The sequence below is a fragment of the Rubellimicrobium mesophilum DSM 19309 genome (assembly GCF_000600335.2).
Classification (GTDB): Bacteria; Pseudomonadota; Alphaproteobacteria; order Rhodobacterales; family Rhodobacteraceae; genus Rubellimicrobium; species Rubellimicrobium mesophilum.
Genome location: NZ_KK088577.1, coordinates 1 through 16,963, shown reverse-complemented (window position 1 = coordinate 16,963; position 16,963 = coordinate 1). Strand labels below are relative to the sequence as shown.

Sequence of the window (16,963 nt, the reverse complement as noted above, 5' to 3'; positions counted from 1 at the left end):
CCACGGCTTGCCCCGGGGCGGCAGCTCCCCATCTTCTCCTCATGCCCCGCTCCCACCGACTTCGTCCCGAGATCCCGGACGCCCTTGAGACCGAGCCGCTTTGCGCGCTCTGCGACCGGCCGATCCCGGCGGACGCGCCCAAGAGCCTCCACCACCTCGTGCCCAAGCTGAAGGGCGGCAAGGGCGGTCCGACGGTGCTGCTGCACCATCTCTGCCACAAGGAGATCCACGCGACGCTGTCGGAAGCCGAGCTCGCGCGCGACTACGCGACGCCCGAGGCGCTGAAGGGGCATCCCCGGCTGATGCGGTTCGTGGACTGGGTCAGGAAGCGCCCGCCCCATTTCCTGTCGCGCGTGCCCAAGGGGCGGGCGCGACGCTGACCCCGCACGGAATCCGCGCGGAGTTTTCCCGAGGGCGCGACAATCCGGCCCGCTTTCCGCTTTCCCCAAGGCGCGGCGCGCCTTAGGGTCCTGCGCGAGTGCCGAAAACCCCACCTTGACCGCTATGCAGGGGACCGTCAGGGAAGGGGCATCAATTCAACAGGGAGTTCTTCGATGCACGCATTCAAGCTCAAGGCGGCCGTTTCGGCCATGGCCCTCCTCGCGGCCGCCCCGGCCCTGGCGGACGTCACCGCGCAGCAGGTCTGGGACGACTGGAAGGCGCAGATGGGCGTCTACGGCGAATCCGCCGTCACCATCGGCTCCGAGACCTATGAGAACGGCGTGCTGACGGTCACCGACCTCGGCTTCGACGTCACCGGCGAGGACGGCTCGACCGCCACCGGCAACCTCCCGCAACTCGTGTTCACCGAGAACGGCGACGGCACCGTCGGCGTGACGATGTCCGAGGAATACCCGATCACCATCTCGACCCCTGCCGATGCCTCGACGGGGTCGGAGGCGTCCGACGTGGCCCTGGCGCTGCGCCAGAACGGCCTCCAGATGAAGGTCTCGGGCAATCCGGGCGCGCTGACCTACGACGTTTCGGCGGCGCGCTACGCCATCGAGCTCGACAGCGTGAAGGAGGCCGGCACCGAGGTGCCCGCCGAGGCGCTCCTGGCCTTCAACGACCTTTCGGGGACCTACACCTCCACGACCGGCGCCATGCGCGACGTGACCTATGACCTCGCGGCCGCCTCGATGGACCTCCTGCTGGACGCGACCAACCCCGAGGACGGCTCGCACGTCATGCTGTCGGGCAAGGTCAACCAGGTGGCGACCCAGGCGACGGTGACCATGCCGCTCGACCCGGCGGCCGATCCCGAGATGATGGTGATGAACGGGCTCGCCATGCAGGGCGGCTACACGACCGCGGGCGGCCAGTACATCTTCGAGTTCACCGATGCCTCGGGCCCGACCAACGGCACCTTCTCGACCGCTGGCAGCGCGCTGAACTTCCAGTTCAGCAAGGACTCGCTCGCCTACGACTCGAGCGCCACGGGCGTGGCCCTGCAGGCCACCAGCGCGGCGATGCCGATCCCGCTCGACGCCACGATCGGCGAGTACGGGGTGAAGTTCCAGATGCCGCTCTCCAAGACCGGCGCCCCCGCCCCCTGGGCGGCCGGCCTGACCCTGCGCGACCTCGCGCTCAACGACGAGGTCTGGCAGATGTTCGACCCGCAGGGCGTGCTGCCGCATGACCCGGCCACGGTGGCGGTGGACCTGTCGGGCACGGCGACGATGCTCTTCGACGCGATGGATCCCGCGCAGGCCGAGGCGATGGCCTCCGCGCCGATGCCGGCCCAGCTCAACTCCGTGGACATCAACGAGTTCAACGTGACCTTCGGCGGCGCGAGCGTCACCGGGACCGGCTCCTTCACGCTCGACAACAACGACCTGACCACCTTCCCGGGGATGCCGAAGCCCACGGGGTCGGTGGACCTGCAGCTCAACGGCGTGAAGGCGCTCATCAGCAACCTGGCGACCATGGGCCTGCTGCCGCAGGACCAGGTGATGATCGGGCTCGGGATGCTGGGGGCCTTCGCCACGGAAGTGGGGCCGGACCAGCTCACCTCGCACATCGAGGCGACCCAGGATGGGCAGCTCCTGGTCAACGGCAACCCGATGCCGATGCAGTGATCCGGGCCTGAGCCGGAGACGGGGACAGGGGGAAGGGCAACCTTCCCCCTTTTTCGTTCCCCCGAGGGGGCGCTTGCCCGGGCGCGCGCGGGCCTCTACCTCGGGCGGGAACAGGAAAGGATGCATCATGGCCTCGCTCACGGACCTCACCGCCCGCCTTCTCGACGCAGCCAAGGCGGCAGGGGCCGAGGCGGCCGACGCCATGGCCGTGATGGGGATGCAGGCCTCCGTCGAGGTGCGTCAGGGCCAGCTCGAGGAGGCGCAGCGGGCCGAGGGGGTGGAGGTCGGGCTGCGGGTGATGCTCGGCCGGCGGCAGGCGGTCGTCTCCTCCTCGGACACGCGGGACGCGACGCTCTCCGCCATGGCCGAGCGCGCGGTGGCCATGGCACGCGAGGCGCCCGAGGACCCGACGACGGGGCTCGCCGATCCGTCGCAGCTCGCGCAGGACCGCGATGCGGGGCGGCTCGAGCTTTGCGACCCGGCGGCCGAGCCGGAGCCCGCCGCGCTGGAGGCCCAGGCGCGCGAGGCCGAGGCGGCGGCACTGGCGGTTCCCGGCGTGACGCAGACCGAGTCGGCCGGCGCCTCCTGGTCGCGGCGCGAGGTGGCGCTGGCCGCCAGCAACGGATTCTCGGGGGGCTACATGCGGTCGGACCGCTCGATCTCCTGCGGGGCGATCAGCGGGACTGGCACGAGGATGGAGCGGGAATGGGACTGGGACCACCGGGTCTTCGCCTCCGACCTCCGCTCGCCCGAGGAGATCGGCCGGACGGCGGGAGAGCGGGCCGCCGCGCGCGAGGGGTCGAGGAAGCCCCGCACCGGCACCTTTCCCATCCTCTTCGACGAGCGCGTGGCCTCCTCGCTGATCGGGCACCTGCTGTCGGCGATCAACGGTGCCGCCATCGCGCGGGGCTCGTCCTTCCTGCGGGACGCCATGGGGCAGATGGTGCTGCCCGAGGGCCTGAGCCTCGCCGAGGACCCGCATCGCCCGCGCTCGCCCGCCTCGCGGCTCTGGGACGGCGAGGGGCTGCCGACGCATCGGCGCGCCATCGTGGAGGATGGGCGGCTGACGACCTGGACGCTGGACCTCGCCTCGGCGCGGAAGCTGGGGCTCGAGAGCACGGGGAACGCGGCCCGGGGGCCGGGGGGGACGCCCTCGCCCTCCGTCACCAACGTGGAGCTGACGCAGGGGACGGCCTCGCGGGAGGACCTGCTGGCGGGGATGGGCACGGGGCTCCTCGTGACGGGGCTCATCGGCTCCACAATCAACCCGAACACCGGGGACTACTCGCGCGGGGCCTCGGGCTTCTGGGTCGAGGGGGGGCAGGTCGCCCATCCGGTGAACGAATGCACCATCGCCGGGAACCTGCGGGACATGCTGAAGCGCATCGTCCCGGCCAACGACGCGCGGCCCTGGCTGACGCGCGTGGTGCCGTCGCTGCTGGTCGAGGGGATGACGCTCGCGGGGGACTGACCCTCGCTTGGCTTCGCCGGGCCTTGGGCTTAGGGTGCCGCGCGCCTCGCAAAGGAAGGACCCATGACCCAGCGCCTGCACCTCGTCTTCGGCGGCGAGCTCGTGGACCCCGGCAAGAACGTGTTCCGGGACGTGTCGAAGATCCACATGGTCGGCATGTTCCCCGACTATGCCTCGGCCTACGCCGCTTGGAAGGCCGAGGCCCAGCGCACGGTGGACAACGCCCACATGCGCTACTTCATCGCCCATATCCACCGCCTGCGCGACGAGGAGGCCGCCGCCTCCGCCACCGAGGAGCTGGGGACCTGAGCCCCTGGCCATGACGCGGTCGCTGGCGCTCGGCGCCTACCTGGCGCTGGCCGGCCTCTCGGGGCGGCGTGGCGAGGCCGAGCCGCCACGGCCGGAGGGGCCGCTCCTCTGGGTCCATGGCGGCGGGCCGCAGCACCTGACCGCCGTCGCGACGCTCGCCGACCGGCTGCTGCCGGAAGGCGTGTCGACACTGCTCACCCTGCCCCGGCGCTTCGAGCTTCCTCCGGCACCCGGGCGCCTGGTCCTGCGGCCCGCCCCCTTCGAATCGGGCGTCGCGGTGCGCGCCTTCCTGGAGCACTGGGCGCCCGACGTCCTGCTCTGGGTCGGCGGCGGGCTGCGCCCGGCGCTTCTGGCCCGCACGCAGGCGCCGAAGTTCCTGGTCGAGGGGGCGCCCGAGCCGGGGCTCCTGGCGCGCGGAGCGGGCTGGCCGGGGCTCGCGCGCGCGGTGGTGCCTCTCTTCGACCGGGCACTGGTGCGAGGCGACGCGGGGGCCGAGCGGTTGAGCCGCGCGGGGCTGCCCGAGGATCGGCTGGAGATCGCGGGACCCCTCGATCCGCCCGCGCCGGTCCTTCCCTGCAACGAGCGCGAGCGGCGCGACCTGTCGCAGACCATCGGGTCGCGGCCCGTCTGGCTGGCGGCGGACCTGCCGATGGCCGAGCTGCCCGCCATCCTGGCCGCGCATCGCGTCGCGACCCGAAGCACCCATCGCCTGCTCCTGATCCTCGCGCCCCGCATCCCCGAAGAGGCGCCGCCCATGGCCCGGGCCCTGGGCGAGGCCGGCCTGCGGGTGGCCCTGCGCGCGGAGGGCGACGAGCCGACGGAGAGCACGCAGGTCTACCTCGCCGACGGCACGTCGGAGATGGGGCTCTGGCTGCGGCTGGCCCCCGTGGCCTATCTCGGGGGCACCCTGCCCGGCGGTCCCGGCGGGCGCCATCCGTTCGAGGCGGCGGCCCTGGGACTTGCGCTGCTCCACGGACCCGTCACCGCGCCGCATGGCGACGCCTGGGCCCGGCTCGACACCGCCGGCGCGGCGCGCGTCGTCGTGGACGCGGCCGAGCTGGGCCGCGGGGTCGAGGCGCTGCTCGCCCCCGATCGCGCGGCGGTCATGGCGCAGGCGGGCTGGGACGTGGCCACGCAGGGGGCGGAAGTGATGAACCGGGTGATGGATCTGGTCCTGGAGCGGATCCACCCGGCCGATCCGATGCGGGACGCGGGCGGGGCGGCCTTCGGCACCCCGGTGGAGGCCTGATGCGCACGCCCGCGTGGTGGTACGGAAACGGCGGTCTGCGCGCCCGGCTCCTCGCGCCCCTGGGGCTCGTCTATGGGCAGGTGACGGCAGGGCGGCTCGCGCGGGGGGCGCCCTACCGGGCGGGCGTGCCGGTGATCTGCGTGGGCAACCTCGATGCCGGCGGCTCGGGCAAGACGCCGGTTGTGATCGCGCTGGCGCAACGGCTGGGTGCAAGGGGGGTCGAGGTCCATGTCGTCTCGCGCGGGCATGGCGGGCGGCTGGCCGGACCGGTGCGCGTGACCCCATCGCATAGGGCCGAGGAGGTCGGGGACGAGCCGCTGCTGCTTTCGGCCTTCGCCCCAGCCTGGGTGGCGAAGGACCGGGCGGCGGGCGTCCAGGCCGCCGAGGCGGCGGGGGCGGGGGCGATCCTGCTCGACGACGGGTTCCAGAATCCTTCGGTCGCCAAGGACCTGTCCCTTGTGGTGGTCGATGCCGCGCGGGGCTGGGGCAACGGGCGGGCGATCCCGGCGGGGCCGCTGCGCGAGACGGTCCAGGCGGGGCTGGCGCGCGCCGACCTCGTGGTCTCGGTCGGGGATTCGGCCGCGCAGGAGGCGTTCACCGCGCGATGGGGGGCGGCGCTGCGAGGCGCTCCGCATCTCCGGGGCGAGTTGCGGCCGCTGCCCACGGGGATGCCGTGGCAGGGCATCCGCGCCTTGGCCTTCGCTGGGATCGGGCAGCCCGAGAAGTTCTTCGCGACGCTGAGGTCCCTCGGGACCGACGTCGTGGCGACGCAGGCGCTGGACGATCACCAGCCGTTCACGAGGCCGCTTCTTCAACGTCTCGAGGCGGACGGGAAGCGCCTCGTGGCGCAACTCGTGACGACCGAGAAGGACGCGGTGCGCCTCCCGCCCGAGATGCGGACCCGGGTGCTGACCCTGCCGGTCCGGCTGCATCTAGACGACTGGGGGCCGGTCGACGCCGCGCTGGACCGGGTCTTGGGTCAGTCCCAGGGGGAGTCGAGGCAACCCTGATGCTCGCCCAGCCGCGGCGAGGGCGCGTCGAGCGACAGGAGCGCATCGGAGAACAGGATCGGCGTCCGGACGCCCGGTACGCCGCCCGGGTCGATCCGCAGCCGCCGCGCCACGACCTGCGGGTCCGCGAAGACGTCGGCCATGTCGTTGATCGGTCCGGCGGGGACGCCCTGCCCCTCGCAGGCGGCCAGGAGCTCGGCCCGGGTAAGGCGGAGGACAGCCTCCTGCAGGAGCGGGACGAGGGTCTCGCGATGCGCGAGGCGGGCGGGGTTGGTGGCGAAGCGGGGGTCGGTGCCGAGCGCCTCAAGGCCCAGCAGCGCGCAGAAGCGGCGGAACTGGCCATCGTTGCCGACCGCGACGATGGCGTGGCCGTCGGCGCAGGCGAAGACCTGATAGGGCACGATGTTGGGATGGGCGTTGCCCATGCGCCGGGGGGCGACCCCGCTCGCCAGGTAGTTCATGGCCTGGTTCGCGGTCACGGCGGTCGCCACGTCGAGGAGCGCCATGTCGATCCGCTGGCCCTTGCCCGTCCGGTCGCGCTGGTGGATCGCGGCGAGGATGGCGGTCGCGGCGTAGATGCCGGTGAAGAGGTCCGTGACGGCGACGCCGACCTTCTGGGGCTCGCGGTCGGGTTCGCCGGTGATGGACATGAGGCCGGACATGCCCTGCACGATGTAGTCGTAGCCCGCGCGGTGCGCGTAGGGCCCGTCCTGCCCGAAGCCGGTGATCGAGCACCAGACGAGGCGGGGGTTCAGGGCGGAGAGGGCCTCGTAGCCCAGGCCGTAGCGGTCGAGGCCGCCGAGCTTGAAGTTCTCGATGACCACGTCGGCCTCCGAGGCGAGGCGGCGGACGGTCTCGCGCCCCTCCTCGGTCGTGAAGTCGGCGACGATGGATCGCTTGCCTCGGTTGCAGGCGTGGAAGTAGGCGGCGGCGCTCTCGCCGTCCCGCTCGATGAAGGGCGGGCCCCAGCGGCGGGTGTCGTCGCCCTCCGGGCTTTCCACCTTCACGACTGTCGCGCCGAGATCGGACAGCAACTGGCCGGCCCAGGGGCCGGCCAGGATGCGGGCGAGCTCGAGGACCCTCAGGCCCTCGAGCGGGGGCGTTCCGGCGGTCACTGCGCGGCGGCGAGCTGGGCGTCCACGTAGCCCTTGAACTCGTCGTAGGGCATCTCGCCCGAGTGCTTCTCGCCGTTGATGAGGAAGGTCGGCGTGGAGTCGATCCCGTCCGTCTCGGCGTTCGACTGATACCAGGCGACCAGCGATTGGGCCTGCGTCTCGTCCTTGAGGCAGGCGTCGAGCTGATCCTGGCCGAGGCCGGCGGAGAGGCCGAGGCGGCGCAGGTTGTCGGCGATGGTCTGGGGCTGCTGGTCGCCGATCCAGTCGCGCTGCTGGTCGTAGAGCATGTCGGCGATGGGGAAGAAGCGCATCTCGCCGCCGCAGCGGGCGATCATCGAGGCCCAGAGGCCGAAGCGGTCGAAGTAGACCTCGCGGAAGATGAAGCGCACCTTGCCGGTGTCGATGTAGTCCGTCTTGAGCTGCGGATAGACGTCGTGGTGCCAGGCCGCGCAGTGCGGGCAGGTGAAGGAGCCGTACTCGATGATGGTGACGGGCGCGTCGGCCGCCCCCTCGGCCATGTCGGGGATCGTGACGGTCGCCGGATCTGTCGCGGCGGCCTGATCGCCCGTGGCCTCGGCGGCGGGGGCGGCCGTCGTGGCGCCCTCGGTCGCTGCCGGCGCCTGCGTCGCGGCCCCGTCGGTGGCCTCCTGCGCCCAGGCGGCGAGCGGCAGCATCGTCGCGACCCCCAGGACGGCGGAGGTCAGGGCGGCGAGAAGGACGGGTCTGGTCATGGGCGGGCCTTTTGTCTTGGGGTGGCCCGTCAGGGCCGGGACTTGGAGAGGACATTGGCGGCCAGCGCAGCGAGCGCAAGTCTCAATTCCGTGTTGCTCACACCCTCTGTGAGCGGGGCGACCTCGTCCAAGGGCTGCGGGGACGAGGGCTTGGGCGCCGGGGCGGCCTCCTCGGCGAAGGACTCCGGCCCCGCCTGCTTGATCTTGATGCGGCCGATCGCGTTGTAGCCGTAGCAGGCGTTGACGCGCTCGCGGATGCGCTCCTTCTCCATCTCGAGCCGGAGCGCGGCGGCGCCGAGCGCGAGGACGGTGAGCGTGGCCCCCTCGGGCGCGCCCTTGCCGGGGCGGGGGTGGCGGACCTCCAGCGGGCGGGCGATGGCGGCGACCGAGGCGCCGACGATCTCGGTCCAGTGGGTCAGGAGCCGGGTGGCCGAGAAGCCCCGGGCCTCGCCGATCTCGCGGATCTTCTGGCGCAGGAGGTCGGCGGCGGGCTTGAATTGTCCGTGACGGTCCATGCTTGGCCCTTCCCTGGGTCGCAGGGGATGATAGGCCTTGGCGCCGTCAGGCGACAGGGCCAAGGGACACGATGACCGACCTCGCGCGCGACCTCCTCGACTGGTACGACCGGCACGCCCGGGTGCTGCCCTGGCGCGTGCCGCCCGGGTCGGGCGAGGTGCCGGAGCCCTACCGGGTGTGGCTGTCCGAGGTCATGCTCCAGCAGACCACGGTGGCGGCGGTGAAGGGCTACTACGAGCGGTTCACGGCGCGCTGGCCGACGGTCGAGGCGCTGGCGGCGGTCGAGGACGCCGAGGTCATGGCGGAATGGGCGGGGCTCGGCTACTACGCGCGGGCGCGGAACCTGCTGGCCTGCGCTCGGGCGGTCGCGGAGCGGGGCGGGTTCCCCCGGACCGAGGCGGGGCTGCGGGAGTTGCCCGGCATCGGCCCCTACACGGCGGCGGCGATCGCGACCATCGCCTTCGGCGAGCGCGCGGTGGTGGTGGACGGCAACGTCGAGCGGGTGATGGCGCGGGTCTTCGACGTGACGACACCCCTGCCCGCCGCCCGGCCGGAGATCTACTCCCACGCCGACTCCCTCACGCCCGCCGACCGGCCCGGCGACTTCGCGCAGGCGGTGATGGACCTCGGCGCCACGATCTGCACGCCGCGAAATCCGGCCTGCGCGATCTGCCCCTGGCGGGAGCCCTGCCTCGCGCGCCAGCGGAGCGTGCAGGCGGAGCGGCCGGTGAAGCTGCCCAAGCGCGCGGTGCCGCAGCGGCGCGGGTTGGCCTATGTCGGGCGGCGCGAGGACGGGGCCTGGCTGCTGGAGACGCGGGGCGCGGACCGGATGCTGGGCGGGATGCTGGGCTGGCCGGGCTCGGCCTGGGACCGGGGCGAGGAGGAGGCGGAGCCGCCCGCGCCGGGCGACTGGGTCGCGCTCAACGCCGAGGCGCGGCACGGCTTCTCGCACTTCGGGCTGACGCTGCGGGTGCTCGTGGCGCGGCTGCCGATGGGGACGGAGCCCTCGCGCGGGGCCTTCATGGCGGCCTCGGAGTTCCGGCCCGGGATGCTGCCCACCGCGATGCGGCGGGTGCTGGAGGTCGCCGAGACCTCGCCATTGATTCGCGATCCCGAGGGAATTGTTCGCGCCTAGGCAACCGGCCCCGCGAGTCGCGAGTTGATCCGAGACTCGGCCTTCGGCAGAGTGGCGGCACGACAAGAAAAAAGGACCCCGCTGGGTAGCGAGCCATCAGCGGGGCCCCAGGTGGGAGCCGGGCGCATGAGGGCGCACGCCGGCTCCGGCGGTCTGGAGGCCCGTCCGAAAGGACGGGCCAATTCTTTGAAAGCCTAGTGGTGCTGCGCCATCTCCGCGCGGACCTGCTGGCGGAGCACGTCGATGGGGACGTAGCCGCCGTCGCGCCGGAAGTGCCAGTAGGTCCAGCCGTTGCAGGAAGGCGCCCCCTCCAGATGCGCGCCGACCTGATGGATCGAGCCCTTCACGTCCTGCCCGACCAGCGTGCCGTCGGCGCGGACCTTGGCCTTGTGCCGGCCCCCCAGCGACCAGAGCTCCTCGCCCGGGCGCAGCATCCCGCGCTCCACGAGGACGCCGAAGGCCACGCGGGGCTCGGCCTTCTTGGAGGATGCCGTCTCCAGCGCCGCGTTCTCAAGACGCCGGACTTGGGCGATGCGCGCCTCGGCGGCCTTGCGGTAGGAGGCCTCGCGCTCGATGCCGATGAAGTCGCGTCCGAGCCGCTTGGCCACGGCGCCGGTCGTCCCGGTCCCGAAGAAGGGGTCGAGCACCACGTCGCCGGGGTTCGTCGTCGCCAGGAGGATGCGATGCAGGAGCGATTCCGGCTTCTGCGTCGGGTGCGCCTTGGACCCATCCTCGCCCTTGAGCCGCTCGTGGCCGGTGCAGATGGGGAGCATCCAGTCCGACCGCATCTGCACGCCTTCGTTGAGGGCCTTCAGCGCCTCGTAGTTGAAGGTGTACTTCGACGCCTCGGCCTTGGAGGCCCAGATCAGGGTCTCGTGGGCGTTGGTCAGGCGCTTGCCCCGGAAGTTGGGCATCGGGTTCGACTTGCGCCAGACCACGTCGTTGAGGATCCAGTAGCCCTGGTTCTGAAGCTCGGCCCCCACCCGGAAGATGTTGTGGTAAGAGCCGATCACCCAGATCGCGCCGTGGGGCTTGAGGACCCGCCGGGCCTCCTTGAGCCATTCCTTCGTGAACCGGTCGTAGTCGCCGAAGCCGCCGAAGCGGTCCCAGGCCTCCTCCACGCCGGCGACGCGGCTGTTGTCGGGACGGTGCAGCTCCCCCTTGAGCTGGAGGTTGTAGGGAGGGTCCGCGAAGACGAGGTCCACGCTCGCCTCCGGCAGGCGACGCATCTGCTCGATGCAATCGCCCGCAAGTATCCGGTTCAGGGCGCCACTGAGGCGCCCCGCCACTGCCGTTTCTGCCATTCACTGCCTCATGAACCGGCGGATTTTTCCGCTCTGGTTGTGGGTAAGTTGGCGGCAGCGAGGGGGAGTGTCAAAAACGAAATGTGATCAGCGGCTTGCCGTTCCCTCTTGCCACAAGAGCTTGTGGACCGGGGCGAAGGTGCGCCTATGATGTGGGGTGGGGCCCTTGGCCTGTAGCGCCGCCATGTGGCTTTTTGACCCGTAGCCCATGTTGGTCTCCCAGCCGTAGCCGGGATGCTGTTGCGCCAGCGCGACCATGATCCCGTCGCGCCACACCTTGGCCACGATGGAGGCGGCGGCGATCGAGAGGCTCCGCGAGTCGCCGCGCACCAGGGGAGAGCCCGGGCAGGGCAGATTCGGCGGCAGATGCAGGCCATCGACCAGGGCGTGGTCCGGGGCGGCGCCCAGGGCGGCCACCGCCCGCTCCATGGCAAGATGCGTGGCGCGCGAGATGTTGAGCTCCTCGATCTCCTCGACCGAGGCCTCGCCAAGGCCGATCCGCGCCGATTCGCGGATGAGGAGGTCCGCCCTCTCGCGGGCGCGGCGGCTCAGGCTCTTGCTGTCGTGGAGGCCCGGCGGGATTCGGGCGGGGTCGAGGATCACGGCGGCGGCCACGACGGGGCCGGCGAGCGGTCCCCGGCCGACCTCGTCCACGCCGGCGACGTTGCGGGCGCCCCGGGCGACCAGGGACTCCTCATGGGCGAAGTCGGGGTGATTCTCATGGCGCCCATCTGGCCGCGCCGCGAAGGGGGCGGCAAGCGGCCGGGAAGAAGTCGGGAGGGATCCCGAGGGACCCCTCCCGGATTCGGCGCGGACCAACTGGGGCGACGGGCCCGCGCCACTGCTCGACCTTCAGCCCCCGTTGCCCGGGAGCCTCTGCCGAAGCACTCGGCCCCCTCCGACGCGTCGGAGGCCCGCATAGGGGATTCGGACCGGCTTGCCCCCAGATCGCGCCGGGGCCGATGTCATGCAATGACGGCGGCCGGGCTATCGCCTGTCCGCAACCATCGGTCGCGGGTGCGATGGAAAGTTATTGAATAGCAGAGACCGTCCGGGCACCTAAGTACCATGCGCGTCCTCCTCCTCTCCCTGCTCGTGACCCTTGCCCTCGGCGCCCAGGCGCAGGCGGCCTGCTATGCCGACTACAAGGCCTCGCGGGAGAACCCGCTGGAGCTCCAGTACGGCGTGGCCGAGATCTTCGGCGCCTGCTCCGTGCCCTCGGCCGAGGAGGAGCTGCGACCCCGACTCGCCGCGGACGGCTGGCAACTCCTCGAGGTCCTGACTACCTTCGACGAGTCGGGACTGGAGGAAAGACGTGAAAGCGCTGGCCAGTATTTCCTCCGCTACTGATGTCACCTCCGCCGAGGCGCGAGCCTGGGGCAGCCGGGCCGTGCTCTGGGGGATCGCGGCCATCGTCGCCATCCTGCTCGTGGCGGCGGTGCTGCTGTTCCTGAACCTCCCAGACGCCAACGCCTTCAACAACCGGGTGGAACGGCTCTTCGTCGAGCAGGACTTCACCACCCAGAGGGAGCTGCGGCTCCTCGAGGTGCTGGCCCAGTCCGGCACCGCCTTCGGCGAGGTGCTGACCTCCTACCGGACGATCATCTTCGTGCTGCTGGTCTTCGCGACCGCGATGATGATCGCGGCGGTGGCCTTCCTCGTCATGCTGGTCGCCCTGAACCGCCGGATGGGCCAGATCGAGCGGAAGGGGATCGAGGTCAACTCGCTCCTCATCTCGCGCGAGACGAACACGGTCTACCTCAACAACTTCGAGTTCAAGCTGACCGAGGCGGCGATCGAGACGCTGGCCGTGCTGGCCGAGGCGCGGATGGACGACGAGGTGCTCTCGGGCTCGCAGATCGAGGCGGTGATCTCGGGCCGCGACGCGAGCCAATGCGACGAGGCGGCGGGGGCCACGCGGATCAAGCGGCTGCGCGACACGCTGGGCAACCAGATGGTGAGCGAGCTTCTGGTCAAGAACATCGCGCGCAAGGGCTATACCCTGGCCGTGGACAAGGGCGCGATCCGGATGGTCTGAGGCGTCAGACGATCCGGAGGAACTGCGGATCGACCCGACGCCAGAAGTGCAGGAGGTCCTCGGCCACCGAGGGAATCTGGCCCATGGACTGCACCGCGTGCACGTCGGCCGACACCAGCGCCGAGAGCCGGTAGCCCAAGGGGACGACCGGGTCGCGCGCCGCCGCCTCGCCGAAGGCGTCCTCGATGGCCTCGGTGGCGCAGGTCACGGCATAGACGAGCGCCAGGGCGGGCTCGGCGGGCCAGCGCTCGGCCATGCGGCGCACCATGGCGCGCTTGCGCTCTCCATCGCCGGACAGCAGCTCCTCCATGGCGAACTCGGTCATCTGGTCCAGGGTCGCGTTGCGCGCCGGTGTCACGATTACGTCCTATCCCTCGTCATTGCGCCAGGGATAACGGAAGCGGGCCGGACTTGTCGCCACTTTCGTTAACAAATGCTTAACAAAAGCTCGCGTCCGCCGAGCACCCGGTCCGTCGCTGGCGCCCCTTCCGCTGCCGGACCCTTGCTGGTAAGGCCCGCGCGACCCTGGTTCCCCGCAGCGGGAGGCCGGCGCCAGCACGGATGCGACCATGACCTTCCTTTCCTCGCGCTGGGCGATCCTGGCGGCGGCATTGGCCTTCGTTGCCTTCACCATCGTCATGCTGCGGCTGAGACCGCCGCTGCCCATCGACGAGACGCGCTACCTCACGGTCGCCTGGGAGATGTGGCGCGACCGGAGCTGGCTCGTCCCGCACATGAACGGGGATCTCTACGGGCACAAGCCGCCGCTGCTGTTCTGGCTGGTCGACCTCGTCTGGGCCTTCGCCGGCGTCACCGAGCTCGGCGCGCGGCTGGTCGCGCCCGCCTTCGGCCTGGCCTCGCTGGGCCTCACCTGGCTCCTCGCCCGACGGCTCTGGCCCGGGCAGCGGAGGCGCGCGGGGCTCGCGGCGATGATCCTGGTGACGACGGGGGCGTTCCTGGTCTACGGCTCCTCGACGATGTTCGACACGATGCTGGGGACGGCCACGCTCTGGGGCCTTCTCGCGCTGATGACGCTGCGGCGTGGGGGCGGGCGGCGGTCGGTCCTTTCGCTCGGCGCGGCCATCGCGCTCGGCGTCTATGCGAAGGGGCCGGTGATCCTCGTCCATCTGGCCCCGGCGGCTCTCCTGATGCCGCTCTGGGCCGAGCCGGCCACGCGGCCGGGCTACGGGCGTTGGCTGAGGGACCTCGGGCTCGCGCTCCTGTTCGCGCTGGCCCTGGTCGCGCTCTGGCTCGCGCCGGCCGTCGTCCTGGGCGGGCCCGACTACCGCGAGGAGGTCCTCTGGCGCCAGAGCGCCGGGCGCATGGTGGCGGCCTTCGCGCACGAAAGGCCGTTCTGGTTCTTCCTGGCCCTGCTGCCCCTCTATGCCTGGCCCTGGGGCTGGACGCCGGCGGGGCTGTCCGCGCTGGCCCCTCGCCGCCTCTGGGCCGACGAGCCCGGCCGCCTCCTGACGGTCTGGGCGGCAACGGCCTTCCTGGCCTTCAGCCTCATCAGCGGCAAGCAGCCCCACTATCTCGTGCCGGAGCTTCCGGCCCTCGCGCTGCTGCTCTCCGGGATGAGCCTCCCGCACGAGGGCGGCTGGGCCACGCGGCTCCTGCCGCTCGTGCCGTCCCTGCTGGCCCTCCTCCTCGTGCTCGCGACGGCGGCGGGTCGGGTGCCGGACGTGACGGTCAACGGCAGCGGGGTGACGCTCGCGGGGCTGGTGTCCTGCGTGATCCTCGTCGCGGTGCTCCTGGCGGGGGCGCTGTGGCGGCGGGACGCCCGGGCGACCCTGTCGCTCGCGGCGCCGCTGACCCTGCTCGGCTTCCTCCTCGCGGCCTCGCCACTCCTCTTCGCGGGCTACGATCCGGCACCCATCGGGCGCATCCTGGCCGCGAACGAGGCGAAGGGCCTCGCCACCGCGGACAGCGTCTACCACGGCCAGTTCAACTTCGCGGGGCGCCTGGACGGCCCGGTCGCGCACCTGACCGAGCCCGGCGCGCTCCAGGCCTGGGCGACGGAGCATCCGGGCGGGATGGTGGTGACGCGCTACGACGTCTCCGGGGTGCCGATGGAGCCGGTCCTGCGCCGCGTGTTCAACAGCAAGGACTACGTCCTCTACCGGGTGCCGGAGGCCTCCCCATGACCGACGCCATCGCCCTCTCCGTCGTCCTGCCGGCGAAGGACGAGGCCCCCAATGTCGGCCCGCTCCTGCGCGACATCGCGTCGGCCCTGGCGTCCATCCCGCACGAGATCGTGCTGGTGGACGACGGCTCGGGCGACGGGACCGGCGAGGCGGCGCTGGCGCTGCGGCCCGAGCTGCCGCAGGTCCGCGTCATCCGGCACGAGTCCTCCTGCGGGCAATCGGCGGCGCTGCGGACCGGCATCCTGGCGGCCCGGGGGCGGATCATCGTGACGCTCGACGCCGACGGCCAGAACCCGGCGGCCGAGCTGCCCCGGCTGGCGGCGCCCCTCCTCGGGCCGGACGCGGACCCTCGGCTCGGCCTGGTGCAGGGGCAGCGGCGGCGGCGGCAGGACATCTGGTCGCGACGCGCAGCCTCGCGCCTCGCCAACGCAGTGAGGCAGGCGCTGCTGCGCGACGGGGTGCGCGACAGCGGCTGCGGGCTCAAGGCCTTCCCGCGCGAGGCCTATCTGGCCCTGCCCTTCTTCGACCACATCCACCGCTTCATGCCGGCCCTGATCCGGCGCGAGGGCTACGCGGTCCTGCTCATGGACGTGGACCATGCCGACCGGCGGGCGGGCCGCTCGAAATACTCGAACCTGGGCCGGGCCCTGGTCGGCGTCGTGGACCTCGCCGGGGTGGCCTGGCTCCTGCGGCGACGCAAGCTGGCGCGGGCCCACGAGATCACATAACGCGACCAAGGCGTCGGAACGGGAACGGACCCGGCCCGAAGAGGCAGGGTCCGCTCGACTTCCCGCGCCGCCGGGCCGCGCGTCACCAGAGGCCGGGGATCAGGCGGTAGCGGACCCGGTCGCGGTAGGCGCGGTATTCGGCCTTGTGGCCCAGCACCCGCTCCTCGGCCCGGATCCGCATGACGAAGCAGATCCAGGTAAAGGCGTAGACGAAGTAGTTCCACATGGAGGGCACGGACAGGAAGAAGCCCACATGCGTGACGAGGTAGCCCAGGTACATCGGATGGCGGACGAGCCCGTAGAGCCCGCCGGTCTTGACCCCCCGGTCGGCGGGGACGATGCCGAAGCTGCGGCGGAGGGACAGCTTCGCGCCGGTGTGGATCATCCAGCCGATGACCAGCAGCCCGAGCCCGACCTTCGGCATGAAGGGGCTGCTGCCGTTCGCCACCAGAAGGGGCACCATCGATCCGCTGAAGGCCACGGCCCATTCGGCCGGGCTGGCGGTGATCTGGGCGGTGGGCCGCCGGATCAGCGCGAAGAACAGGATCGTGCTCTCGGACAGCAGGATCATCAGGGCGTACCAATGGTGCGCTGCCAAGCTGCCCGGCAGCATGCGCCAGCACAGCAGGCTGAACAGCACGAGGAGGATGCCCTGCTCGAGTCGGTCCATGAGACGGGCGCTGAGGGCGCTCGACCAGTGGAGGCCCCTCGCGGGGGTCCAGGCCGACATCAAGCCCGCGCTCGCAGCCGCCACTTCGTCGTTCATCGTCCACTCCTGTCTGCGCGCGACGGCGATTCTCTCGAGCGCTCTGCCTGTGCGTTTCACTTGCCGGCCCTTGGGGGACGACGCGGCCTCGGGATCGACAAGACGCGACCAAGACGGCGGCAGGATGGCGCATGCGTGGCAGCATCGGCACCTGCGCGCGACCGGCTCGGGACGCCCAGGCGGAGATGCGCGGCCACCCGCCGAGACTCCCTGCGGCTCCCGGAGCGCGGCCCTGCGGCTTGGGGCTGACATCGCCGCGCTCCCGGTGGGCCGCAGCCAGCCGCACCGCCGTGCTCGCACTCACCCCGAACACCCGCGCCGCCGCTCGGCAGGAGTGGCCCGCCTCCACATAGGCCACGAGGCGCTCGC

General features: G+C 71.9%; 18 protein-coding genes. 11 read left to right on the top strand and 7 right to left on the bottom strand.

Annotated features, from left to right (window positions below; translation table 11 throughout):
* Nucleotides 1–41 precede the first annotated feature (41 nt).
* The 6 genes from RUMESO_RS12985 (at nucleotide 42) to lpxK (ending at nucleotide 6,117) form a co-directional block, all read left to right on the top strand.
* The gene (locus RUMESO_RS12985) at nucleotides 42–380 is read left to right on the top strand and encodes a hypothetical protein (RefSeq protein ID WP_051521310.1); all 339 of its coding nucleotides are present in this window, start codon (nucleotides 42–44) and stop codon (nucleotides 378–380) included.
* Nucleotides 381–554: 174 nt separating this feature from the next.
* On the top strand, nucleotides 555–2,078 hold the full coding sequence (locus RUMESO_RS12980; RefSeq protein WP_051521309.1) for a DUF2125 domain-containing protein: 1,524 nt from the start codon (nucleotides 555–557) through the stop codon (nucleotides 2,076–2,078).
* A 127-nt stretch (nucleotides 2,079–2,205) separates the two neighbouring features.
* The gene (locus RUMESO_RS12975; protein WP_037280839.1) at nucleotides 2,206–3,549 is read left to right on the top strand and encodes a TldD/PmbA family protein; all 1,344 of its coding nucleotides are present in this window, start codon (nucleotides 2,206–2,208) and stop codon (nucleotides 3,547–3,549) included.
* 63 nt (nucleotides 3,550–3,612) lie between these two features.
* Complete coding sequence (locus RUMESO_RS12970; protein WP_037280837.1) at nucleotides 3,613–3,858, top strand: DUF4170 domain-containing protein; 246 nt, start codon at nucleotides 3,613–3,615, stop codon at nucleotides 3,856–3,858.
* Between the two features lie 10 nt (nucleotides 3,859–3,868).
* Entirely contained in the window at nucleotides 3,869–5,107 is a 1,239-nt protein-coding gene (locus tag RUMESO_RS12965) for a 3-deoxy-D-manno-octulosonic acid transferase (RefSeq protein ID WP_051521308.1), read from the top strand.
* Nucleotides 5,107–6,117 carry a tetraacyldisaccharide 4'-kinase gene (gene lpxK, locus RUMESO_RS12960; RefSeq protein WP_037280835.1) on the top strand — a complete coding sequence of 337 codons (1,011 nt, stop codon included), beginning with the start codon at nucleotides 5,107–5,109 and terminating at the stop codon, nucleotides 6,115–6,117. The genes RUMESO_RS12965 and lpxK overlap by 1 nt, the downstream gene beginning before the upstream one ends.
* On the opposite strand, the gene RUMESO_RS12955 is transcribed toward lpxK, so the two are convergent.
* The 3 genes from RUMESO_RS12955 to RUMESO_RS12945 are packed head-to-tail and all read right to left on the bottom strand — an operon-like array spanning nucleotide 6,087 to nucleotide 8,478.
* On the bottom strand, nucleotides 6,087–7,232 hold the full coding sequence (locus RUMESO_RS12955) for a CaiB/BaiF CoA transferase family protein (protein ID WP_037280834.1): 1,146 nt from the start codon (nucleotides 7,230–7,232) through the stop codon (nucleotides 6,087–6,089). The genes lpxK and RUMESO_RS12955 overlap by 31 nt on opposite strands.
* Complete coding sequence (locus RUMESO_RS12950) at nucleotides 7,229–7,963, bottom strand: DsbA family protein (RefSeq protein ID WP_082484023.1); 735 nt, start codon at nucleotides 7,961–7,963, stop codon at nucleotides 7,229–7,231. Before RUMESO_RS12950 ends, RUMESO_RS12955 begins: the two co-directional genes overlap by 4 nt.
* Nucleotides 7,964–7,992: 29 nt before the next feature.
* Nucleotides 7,993–8,478, bottom strand: a complete 486-nt coding sequence (locus RUMESO_RS12945; RefSeq protein ID WP_037280832.1) for a DUF721 domain-containing protein — start codon at nucleotides 8,476–8,478, stop codon at nucleotides 7,993–7,995.
* Nucleotides 8,479–8,549: 71 nt separating this feature from the next.
* Between RUMESO_RS12945 and RUMESO_RS12940 the strand changes: the two genes are divergently transcribed.
* Nucleotides 8,550–9,614 (top strand): A/G-specific adenine glycosylase, encoded by a 1,065-nt coding sequence (locus RUMESO_RS12940; RefSeq protein WP_037280830.1) that lies wholly within the window; start codon nucleotides 8,550–8,552, stop codon nucleotides 9,612–9,614.
* A gap of 194 nt (nucleotides 9,615–9,808) precedes the next feature.
* Here the strand turns inward: RUMESO_RS12940 and RUMESO_RS12935 are convergent, their stop codons facing one another.
* Nucleotides 9,809–10,918, bottom strand: a complete 1,110-nt coding sequence (locus tag RUMESO_RS12935; protein ID WP_051521307.1) for a site-specific DNA-methyltransferase — start codon at nucleotides 10,916–10,918, stop codon at nucleotides 9,809–9,811.
* A gap of 87 nt (nucleotides 10,919–11,005) precedes the next feature.
* Nucleotides 11,006–11,605, bottom strand: a complete 600-nt coding sequence (locus tag RUMESO_RS12930; RefSeq protein ID WP_037280886.1) for a ribonuclease HII — start codon at nucleotides 11,603–11,605, stop codon at nucleotides 11,006–11,008.
* A gap of 381 nt (nucleotides 11,606–11,986) precedes the next feature.
* On the opposite strand from RUMESO_RS12930, the gene RUMESO_RS12925 reads away from it, so the two are divergent.
* Together RUMESO_RS12925 and RUMESO_RS12920 are read left to right on the top strand one after the other, a co-directional pair.
* Nucleotides 11,987–12,268, top strand: a complete 282-nt coding sequence (locus RUMESO_RS12925; RefSeq protein WP_037280826.1) for a hypothetical protein — start codon at nucleotides 11,987–11,989, stop codon at nucleotides 12,266–12,268.
* Nucleotides 12,269–12,308: 40 nt separating this feature from the next.
* Complete coding sequence (locus RUMESO_RS12920; RefSeq protein WP_037280824.1) at nucleotides 12,309–12,956, top strand: winged helix-turn-helix domain-containing protein; 648 nt, start codon at nucleotides 12,309–12,311, stop codon at nucleotides 12,954–12,956.
* A gap of 4 nt (nucleotides 12,957–12,960) precedes the next feature.
* Here the strand turns inward: RUMESO_RS12920 and RUMESO_RS12915 are convergent, their stop codons facing one another.
* The gene (locus RUMESO_RS12915) at nucleotides 12,961–13,314 is read right to left on the bottom strand and encodes a hypothetical protein (RefSeq protein WP_037280823.1); all 354 of its coding nucleotides are present in this window, start codon (nucleotides 13,312–13,314) and stop codon (nucleotides 12,961–12,963) included.
* Between the two features lie 211 nt (nucleotides 13,315–13,525).
* On the opposite strand from RUMESO_RS12915, the gene RUMESO_RS12910 reads away from it, so the two are divergent.
* Together RUMESO_RS12910 and RUMESO_RS12905 are read left to right on the top strand one after the other, a co-directional pair.
* On the top strand, nucleotides 13,526–15,100 hold the full coding sequence (locus RUMESO_RS12910) for an ArnT family glycosyltransferase (RefSeq protein ID WP_051521306.1): 1,575 nt from the start codon (nucleotides 13,526–13,528) through the stop codon (nucleotides 15,098–15,100).
* Nucleotides 15,097–15,828, top strand: a complete 732-nt coding sequence (locus RUMESO_RS12905; protein WP_037280820.1) for a glycosyltransferase family 2 protein — start codon at nucleotides 15,097–15,099, stop codon at nucleotides 15,826–15,828. The genes RUMESO_RS12910 and RUMESO_RS12905 overlap by 4 nt, the downstream gene beginning before the upstream one ends.
* Nucleotides 15,829–15,910: 82 nt before the next feature.
* Here the strand turns inward: RUMESO_RS12905 and RUMESO_RS12900 are convergent, their stop codons facing one another.
* Nucleotides 15,911–16,594: a methyltransferase family protein gene (locus RUMESO_RS12900; protein ID WP_051521305.1), complete on the bottom strand. Its 684-nt coding sequence runs from the start codon at nucleotides 16,592–16,594 to the stop codon at nucleotides 15,911–15,913.
* Nucleotides 16,595–16,963 lie beyond the last annotated feature (369 nt).